The 8806-nt window shown below is 58.3% G+C and carries 8 protein-coding genes; 4 read left to right on the top strand and 4 right to left on the bottom strand.

All coding sequences use genetic code 11. The annotated features are described in order from the left end of the window. Positions 1 to 282: 282 nt before the first annotated feature. Positions 283 to 897 (bottom strand): protein-methionine-sulfoxide reductase heme-binding subunit MsrQ, encoded by a 615-nt coding sequence (msrQ, locus tag ACR0LX_RS14450; protein WP_480784308.1) that lies wholly within the window; start codon positions 895 to 897, stop codon positions 283 to 285. A 4-nt stretch (positions 898 to 901) separates the two neighbouring features. Next, entirely contained in the window at positions 902 to 1804 is a 903-nt protein-coding gene (gene msrP, locus ACR0LX_RS14445; protein WP_480784307.1) for a protein-methionine-sulfoxide reductase catalytic subunit MsrP, read from the bottom strand. A 221-nt stretch (positions 1805 to 2025) separates the two neighbouring features. On the opposite strand from msrP, the gene ACR0LX_RS14440 reads away from it, so the two are divergent. Beyond that, the gene (locus tag ACR0LX_RS14440; protein WP_480784306.1) at positions 2026 to 2841 is read left to right on the top strand and encodes a cyclase family protein; all 816 of its coding nucleotides are present in this window, start codon (positions 2026 to 2028) and stop codon (positions 2839 to 2841) included. 189 nt (positions 2842 to 3030) lie between these two features. Beyond that, positions 3031 to 4005: a hypothetical protein gene (locus ACR0LX_RS14435; RefSeq protein WP_480784305.1), complete on the top strand. Its 975-nt coding sequence runs from the start codon at positions 3031 to 3033 to the stop codon at positions 4003 to 4005. 58 nt (positions 4006 to 4063) lie between these two features. Here the strand turns inward: ACR0LX_RS14435 and clpB are convergent, their stop codons facing one another. Continuing rightward, complete coding sequence (clpB, locus tag ACR0LX_RS14430) at positions 4064 to 6682, bottom strand: ATP-dependent chaperone ClpB (RefSeq protein WP_480784304.1); 2619 nt, start codon at positions 6680 to 6682, stop codon at positions 4064 to 4066. A gap of 276 nt (positions 6683 to 6958) precedes the next feature. Here clpB and ACR0LX_RS14425 point away from each other — a divergent pair, with 276 nt between their 5' ends. Further along, positions 6959 to 7471 carry an isopropylmalate isomerase gene (locus ACR0LX_RS14425; protein ID WP_480784303.1) on the top strand — a complete coding sequence of 171 codons (513 nt, stop codon included), beginning with the start codon at positions 6959 to 6961 and terminating at the stop codon, positions 7469 to 7471. On the opposite strand, the gene ACR0LX_RS14420 is transcribed toward ACR0LX_RS14425, so the two are convergent. Next, entirely contained in the window at positions 7450 to 7755 is a 306-nt protein-coding gene (locus ACR0LX_RS14420) for a hypothetical protein (protein WP_480784302.1), read from the bottom strand. The two genes, ACR0LX_RS14425 and ACR0LX_RS14420, sit on opposite strands and share 22 nt — an antisense overlap. A 113-nt stretch (positions 7756 to 7868) precedes the next feature. On the opposite strand from ACR0LX_RS14420, the gene pyrF reads away from it, so the two are divergent. Then, positions 7869 to 8573 carry an orotidine-5'-phosphate decarboxylase gene (gene pyrF, locus ACR0LX_RS14415; protein WP_480784301.1) on the top strand — a complete coding sequence of 235 codons (705 nt, stop codon included), beginning with the start codon at positions 7869 to 7871 and terminating at the stop codon, positions 8571 to 8573. The last annotated feature ends 233 nt before the right edge of the window (positions 8574 to 8806 follow it).

The following is an 8806-nucleotide window of genomic DNA, read 5'->3' as shown; positions in this document are numbered from 1 at the left end:
CTAAACCCTAACCTCAGATGCCCACCGTCTCTCCGATGTGTCTCCACCGCTACCGCAGCGTCCCAACCGCCTCACCAGCGCCGGTGAAGGGCGTTCTAAGCATAACCCAAACCACGCGCAAGTGGAAAAAACACAAAAATACAAAAAAACAAACAAATCAATAAAATCTAAATTAAATCATAACGTTAAGGGGTCTTTGCACCAGAACTCACCCAAGCTACCAGGCACGCATGAAGTGACCTGGCCTTTATTCACACACTTACCCACAGACTCGGCCTTCAATTACACAGAGTCGGCCTGCCTACGGCGATTGATCAAATTTGGAATCGGCAGGCGAAGCGCAAGAAGCAGAAGAATGAGGGCCAGATAAACCAGCGGCTCGATCTGAAACCCTTTCGCCAGCATGATGTAGTGAACCGCGCCCAGAATCGCCGCCGGGAAAACAAGCCGGTGCAACTTGCGCCAACGTGGTCCAAGCTTGCGCACAGACCAGTTGTTCGACGTTGCAGCCAGAGGCAGTAACAGCAAAAAGGCAGCCATTCCGACAGTGATGTAAGGGCGCTTGAGGATATCTGCCCAAATCTGACTGAGGACCTGAACGTCAAGCACAAGCCAAACCAGCAGGTGCAAGCTGACATAGCTGAACGCAAGCACTCCGACGGCGCGGCGAAACTTCATCAGGTTCAGGTTGGCGAACCGCCGCAAGGGCGTAATCGCCAGACCGAACACCAGAAGTTGCAGCGCAAGCTCACCGTACCTGTGCTCGAGGGCCTCGATCGGTTCGACGCCCAGCCCACCGGTCAGCCCGAGGTAAAACAGCCAGGGCGCCGGAAGCGCTCCTAACAGATAGACAGCCCAAACGGGCACCATGCGAAGGATATGATTCACTGCTTGCACGTTGTCAGTAGAATTTGGTCAGGTCCATGCCTTCGTACAGACTGGCGACCTCTTCTTCGTAGCCATTGAACATCAATGTGGGGACGCGTTTGGCAAACAGACCGCCGCCGATGCGCCGCTCGGACGCCTGCGACCAACGGGGGTGGTCCACAGTTGGGTTCACATTGCTGTAGAACCCGTATTCACCCGGAATGGACATGTTCCAGCTTGTCGGCGGTTCAACATCCGTCAGCGTAATGCGGACGATCGACTTGATCGACTTGAACCCGTATTTCCACGGCACCACCAGTCGCAGCGGTGCACCATTCTGGTTCGGGATCGGACGGTCATAAATTCCCGTGGCCATGATGGTCAGGGGATGCATAGCTTCGTCCAGTCGCAGACCTTCGCGATACGGCCATTGCAGAACCGGGAACTGTACGCCCGGCATTTCATCCGGGCGAAGCGCGGTCTGAAAGGCCACGTATTTCGCCCCTGCCTGCACGCCCGCCATAGTCAGCAGATCGGCAAGCTCAAAGCCATTCCACGGAATCACCATCGACCACGCCTCGACACAGCGGAACCGGTAGATCCGCTCTTCAACGGTCGTTTCGGCCATCACATCCTGAAAGTCGTAATCGCCGGGACGATCGACCATACCGTCGATCTTGATGCTCCAGGGCTCGGTCGTCAGGGCGCCTGCGTATTTGGCAGGATCGTCCTTGCGGGTCCCGAACTCATAAAAGTTGTTGTAGGACGTGATCTCTTCCCAGGTGTTCGGCTCAAGCGCCTCCTGTGCGGCACCCGGTCGTGCGATACCCGCCAACCCGACACCGGCCAGCCCGGCCATCACCTGCCGCCGGTTCAGGAACGCCGCCCTCGGGGTAACGTCGGCATGTGTCAAAGTGTTGGTCCAGCGATGCGCCATTTGGGTCTCCGTCCTGTATCAGCGTCGTATGTGACGTAGTGCTCTGATAGCACAGAGCCAAGGAAACAGGCGTCACGTTTGAGCGAAGTCGCTGTAACGTTCGCCTTTGCCTGGCCTCTATCGCACAAGATTGAGGCCAGAACGCCAAGATTGGGTATAGTGGTCAGGTCGCAGCCAGATCTGCGGACCACAAAAAATTTAGCCGACAGGGAGAAGCAAATATGTGTGACATCTGTGTAATGAATGCCGTCAAAGACAAAATGTTGTCGCGGCGAAACTTCTTCAAGGCTGCCGCTGCCACAAGCGTGGCTGCGGCTGCAACCGGTGCGAGCGCCCCGGCGGCGCTGGCAATGGGTCACGGCGGGGTCGAGGATATGACCCATACGCTCAGCTCCGATTTTCCGACTTGGGGAGGTGAGCCCGGTATCTCGGCCGAGCAGGCGTTCACCTTCGCCGAACACGGCTTTAACCTGTTCAATCTGACGATCAACGAACATACCGGAACGCATATAGATGCGCCGCTGCACTTCTCGGCAGATGGGGCATCAGTGGACGAGATACCGGTGAACGATCTCGTTGCACCGCTGTGCGTGGTGGATATCGCCGCACGCGCAGCCGAGGACGCCGACACGCGCGTCACGCCAGATGACGTGAAGGCGTGGATCGCCGCGAACGGAGACATACCGGACGGTGCCTGTGTTGCCATGCATTCTGGCTGGGCTGGCAAAACAGCAACGGATGAATTCCGGAATTTCGATGGCGAAGCGCAGCACTATCCCGGCTTCCATGTCGAAGCGGCGCAAATGCTGATGGAAGACACCGGCGCACGGTCTATCGCGGTGGATACGCTGTCACTGGATCACGGCATGTCCGCCGATTTCGCCACCCACTACGCCTGGCTGCCATCGGGCCGGTTTGGGATCGAATGCCTGGCCGGGTTGGACCGTGTGCCAGCGTCCGGCGCAACATTGGTGATTGGCGCGCCCAAGCACAAAGGCGGCACGGGTGGACCAGCGCGGATTTTTGCGCTGGTATGATCCGAAAAAGTAATCGAGACAATGGCCCACCCTTTCGGTGGGCCTTTTGGTTCTCTAGACATCCTGCCGGGTCGGTCCGGAAATGACACAATACCGATCTGCTTTTGCCACCTTCTCAGGAAAGACTGGCATCGCGGAGGCTGCTTAATTATCCGGCTCGCACAAGAACAATGAATACAGGACAACCCATTGCTTTTTTCCCAAGCCATTCCTTTGTCATTTTCCATATTCTGGCGCCTTGCGATGGTGTTTCCCGTCATGCTGATCGGACTCACGCTCTATGCCTTTGTCGGATTTCTGGTAGGATTCCTGATCGGCCTGCTGATACCTGCGCTGACTTTTATCGTGGCGTTTCTGATCATCGCCTCTTCGACCGCAATTCCGGTGTTGCTTGGAACACGCTTCGGACTGCAGGCCGAGGGCATGCGGCCAAGCATCCGGGTTTGGGGGCTGGTCCTGCCTGCAATCATATATGGTGCGGTTCAGGGCGTCGGAATGACTGTGGTGTTCGGTTTGATGGCTGCGTTTTCGGCGGTGATGATTTCGCCCGAGGTTCTGCAGCTTAACCAGACCGCCGAACAGGCATTGGGGTATCTGGAGTCCGCCTGGGCCATACCCGCGATGCTGGCGCTGATCGCCGTGTTTCTGTCTATGTGCTCGATTCGTGCCAGTATGCTGGTTCCGATTGCGTCCGCCTCGATCGGGCGCGATCCGGACGGCATGACCTATACGCCATTTCGGCATTTCCGCGCGTCGTTTGGCCCGCTCTTTGCGCTGACCATTCTCAGCTATGTTGGGGCGAGCATCCTGTGTTCCGTCCTGATGATTCTGACCTTCGCGTCCGGCGTGGCCCAAGACCTGGCAACCGAGCTGCAGGAATTCGTGAACATGACCAGAGGCACCGCCCCGATCCGGCCGCTCTGGTCGCTGATCGTACTCTACGTCATCTATGTCCTGATCGGTGTGTGGACTTTCAGCCTGCAATGCGCCGGTGGCGTCGTCGGGTATCTGCATCTGAAAAACAAAGCCGAGTCCAAACAGCCGTTAATGTATGCCCCGCCCAAGCCGCAACCGACGCCGCCGCCCATCGAAAAATCCGGTCCGAAACTGTCGTCGGATGAGTTGCGGGCACTGCGCAAGAGCCGCGAGTTTGGCGGCGTCTAGGTAGCCAGACACAAAAAAGCCCGCCAATTCGGCGGGCTTCTCGGTTCTGAGTCTCAGATCAATGCACCACAGCATCGTCCGGTCTTGGGCGTTCGGACGTGCCCAGTCGATCGCCGATGATCAACCCTTCGGCACCGGCTGTCACTGGAACGGTTTCACCGTCCTTGATCTCACCAGCCAGCAACGCTTCGGCCAGCGGGTTCTGCAAGGCACGCTGGATCACGCGTTTCAGCGGACGGGCGCCGAAGACCGGGTCATAGCCTTCGTTGGCAAGCCATTCCTTGGCGCCATCGTCCAAGGCCAGCTCGATCTTGCGGGCGGCCAGACGTTTTTGCAGACGTGCCATCTGGATATCGACGATGCCATCCATATCGGCCCGCTTGAGGCGGTCAAAGATGATGGTCTCGTCCAGACGGTTCAGGAATTCGGGCCGGAAATGCGCCCGGACCGCATCCATCACGTCACGTTTCGCCTGCGCGCTGTCCGCTCCTTCGGGCAACTGGCTCAGCGCCTGAGACCCAAGGTTCGACGTCAGGATGATCAGCGTCTGCTTGAAGTCCACGGTGCGGCCCTGACCATCGGTCAGTACGCCATCGTCCAGAACCTGCAGCAGCACGTTGAACACATCCGGGTGCGCCTTTTCGACCTCGTCAAACAGCACGACCTGGTAAGGTCTGCGCCGCACCGCTTCGGTCAGCACACCGCCTTCGTCATAACCAACATAGCCCGGAGGCGCACCGATCAGACGGGCAACCGCGTGTTTCTCCATGAACTCGGACATATCGATGCGAACCATCGCGTTGTCGTCATCGAACAGGAAGTTCGCCACGGCCTTGGTCAGTTCGGTCTTACCCACGCCGGTCGGCCCGAGGAACAGGAACGAACCCAGTGGACGACCTTCGTCGTTCAGACCGGCTCGCGCCCGGCGCACGGCATTGGCCACGGCGGTCACCGCCGCATCCTGACCGATCACGCGGGAATGCAGATCGTCTTCCATCCGCAGCAGCTTCTCACGCTCACCTTCCAGCATTTTCGAGGTCGGGATACCGGTCCAGCGCTCGACAACGCTAGCAATCTGTTCCGGGCGCACTGTTTCCTCAGCCATCATGGCGTTGCTTTCGGCGTTCTCGGCCTCGGTCAGCTTTTTCTCAAGCTCTGGGATAACGCCATAGGACAGCTCACCAGCTTTCGCCAGATTGCCCTCACGCTTGGCGATCTCCAGATCAGCGCGCGCTTTGTCGAGCTGTTCTTTCAGGTCGCGCGCACCCGCGAGCTTGTCACGTTCGGCCTGCCACTGGGCGGTCATCTCGGCGGATTGCTCCTGCAGATCGGCCAGATCCTTTTGCAAGGTTTCCAGACGATCCTTGGACGCCGCGTCGTCTTCCAGCTTCAACGCCTCTTCCTCGATCTGCATTTGCAAGATCTGGCGATCCAACTGATCGAGTTCTTCGGGCTTGGAATCCACCTCCATCCGCAGACGCGACGCGGCCTCATCGACCAAATCGATGGCTTTGTCTGGCAGAAAGCGGTCGGTGATGTACCGATGCGACAAGGTCGCCGCCGACACCAGCGCAGAGTCGGAAATCCGCACGCCGTGGTGCAGCTCGTACTTTTCCTTGATGCCGCGCAGGATGCTGATCGTGTCCTCGACGGTCGGTTCAGCCACCACAACGGGCTGGAACCGGCGCGCAAGGGCCGCGTCTTTTTCGACGTATTTGCGGTACTCATCCAGCGTCGTCGCACCGATACAATGCAGCTCACCCCGGGCAAGCGCGGGCTTGATCAGGTTGGCAGCGTCCATCGCGCCGTCGGACTTCCCAGCCCCGACGAGCGTGTGCATCTCGTCGATGAACAGGATGATCTCACCGGCGGCTTCGGTGACCTCGGTCAGAACCGCCTTGAGGCGTTCTTCGAACTCACCACGGTATTTCGCACCGGCAATCAGCGCACCCATGTCGAGCGCGAGCAGCTTCTTGTCCTTCAGCGATTCCGGCACGTCACCATTCACGATGCGCAAAGCCATGCCTTCGGCAATCGCCGTTTTACCGACGCCGGGTTCACCGATCAGAACAGGGTTGTTCTTGGTGCGGCGTGACAGAACCTGCATCGAGCGGCGGATTTCCTCATCCCGCCCGATGATCGGATCGATCTTGCCCTCGGCCGCCGCCTCGGTCAGGTCACGCGCGTATTTTTTGAGGGCTTCATAGCCTTCTTCCGCCGAGGCCGTGTCAGCAGTGCGACCCTTGCGGATATCGTTGATCGCCTCATTTAGTTTCTGGGCGGAAACGGCACCGGCTTCCAATGCCTCTTTGGCCTTGGACTTCACCATGCAAAGCGCCATCAGAACGCGTTCGACCGGCACAAAGCTGTCGCCTGCTTTGGTGGCGATCTTCTCGGCCTCATCCAGAACCTTGGCGGTCTGGCCGTCCATGTAAATCTGGCTCGCGTCGCCGCTGACCTTTGGGATTTTCCCCATCGCAGCGTCCAGCGCCTCAACCACGCGGCTTGGCGCGCCGCCAGCGCGCGTGATCAGATTGCTTGCCAGCCCCTGAGCGTCATCCATCAATGCCTTGAGTATATGCGTAGGCTCCAGCCTCTGGTGCCCCTCGCGCAGCGCAATCGTCTGCGCCGCCTGCACGAAACCCCGTGCCCGCTCGGTGAACTTGTTCAAGTCCATAGTAATCTCCTTCTATAAGCGCCCCTTGGTGATGCGCCCGCTAGGCGGCACGCGTCGGTTTGGGCCTCACATTCAATTTGGGTAATATCGACGTGTATTCAAGGTCATCTCGTCACAATAACGCAGTCAATACTCTGCGCTTGCAAATCGAAGGTGAATTGCCTCAAATCAACGATACCGAACCGGTATTGAGAACGCCACGCAATGGTTTCGTTAAATGGTCTGCGCATCTGTGTTTCTGAGCAATGGTCGCCTACTATAGGTGACCCCAGCCTGATGGGATGGCTGACTGTCGCTGCTTACGGTATCACCGCAATTTTGTGTCTGGGCGCAATGCGCAAACCTGCAGACCTGGCGGTCAGATCGTTCTGGTTGATCCTGACGCTGCTGTTGCTGGCTCTGATGATCAACAAGCAGCTTGATCTGCAATCGGCGTTGACTGCCGCCGCGCGCTGCCTGTCGCAGATGCAAGGTTGGTACGAGGATCGACGTTCACTGCAGATCGGTTTCATTCTGGTGGTCGCGTTTAGCGGCATCTGGATTGCGATTGTCAGCCTTTGGCTACTGCGCAGACATCTGGGACAGATCGGGTTGGCGTTGCTCGGGCTTATTGCCCTCATATGCTTTGTGATGATCCGCGCCGCCGGGTTCCATAACGTCGACGCGTTGCTGAGCGCAGATTTTCTGTCCATTCGGATGAACTGGGTTTTGGAACTGTCCGGAGTTCTTCTCATTGCGATCAACGCCATTTTCATACTTGCCAAAAATCAACGCCGCGCAACTGTATAAACGGTGTACCCCCCTGTTTCCGCCAGTTCCCGCGCCCCATACATATCGACAAGAGATCGCGCCGCGTCGCTGCCGGTCGGGCAGGAAACCAAGTCTGCCGCATCGTCCAGAAAGTTCACAGTAAACGCTGTTTCTCCGGTCAGTTGGCACTCGTCATCGGTTGCGCGATAGCCCCCTACGAAACGCAAATCATCGTTGGGCGGAGCAACCGCGGTGACCGCAGACTCGGACGGTGTTTCCTGACACGCGGCCAAAACAATGCAAAATAGAACAAGTTTTCTCATGTCGGTCCCCTTTGGCTAATCCGGTGACCATAGCACAGGACACGCGCTGCGCATGGACAGACCGGCCCGAACCCGTTAGGACGCAGACGTTTGCCAAAAAGGAGCTTGCCCCAATGTCCGATGACCGTCTGATCGTTGCCCTTGATGTTCCCAACGCCCTGCAGGGTCTGGCCATGGCCGAGCGGCTGGGGGATTCCGTGTCGTTCTACAAGATCGGCCTGGGCATGCTGACCGGCGGCGGGCTGGCATTGGCCAATGAGCTGAAACAGGATCACGGCAAGCGCATCTTTCTGGATATGAAACTGTTCGACATCGGTAACACCGTGGAAAACGCGGTGCGTGGGTTGGCGCAATTCGATCTCGATTTCCTGACGGTGCATGGCGATCCGCATGTGGTCCGCGCCGCAAAAGAGGGGGCTTCGGGCAAGGACCTAAAGATTCTTGCGGTGACAATCCTGACCTCGCTGAACCGGGATGATCTGGACGCCAGCCTGCTGAAAGCGGGCGATATGCAGGACCTCGTGGTCGAGCGCGCCGCCAAAGCGCTGGACGCCGGAGCCGACGGTGTTATCGCCAGCCCGCAAGAGGCTGCGCTGATCCGCGCCCTTCCCCAGGCCCAGGGCCGTCTGATTGTGACACCGGGCGTACGCCCCGCAGGCACGGCGCTCGGAGACCAGAAACGCGTGGCCACCCCGGCCAGCGCGATCGGTGACGGCGCCGACCATATCGTCGTTGGACGTCCGATCTACCAGGCCGAAAACCCCAAAGCTGCGGCCGAGGCGGTTCTGGCCGAGCTAAATTCTCTGAAACTGAACTGACCCGGTTGGCGTGTTTCTCCGCCGTTTTTGGTGCAGAATGCGCTGCAACCAGTTGACGTAACGTCAATTTTTGGGTTGCCCGCGCCAATTTGTCCCTGTGCCTGAAAACACACATGCAAAAGTCGAGTTTTGACAATGTCGCGTTCAGGCTATCGCGGATGGGTTTTTTGAACGATTCTAGCCTTGATACACTCCCCAACGGACCGCTTCTTCCTGAGGTCCGTTACCTCTCC

The sequence above is a fragment of the Ruegeria sp. CH11 genome, from assembly GCF_056537105.1.
The sequence above is the reverse complement of the archived record's forward strand: the minus strand, read 5'-3'. Positions and strand labels throughout refer to the sequence as shown.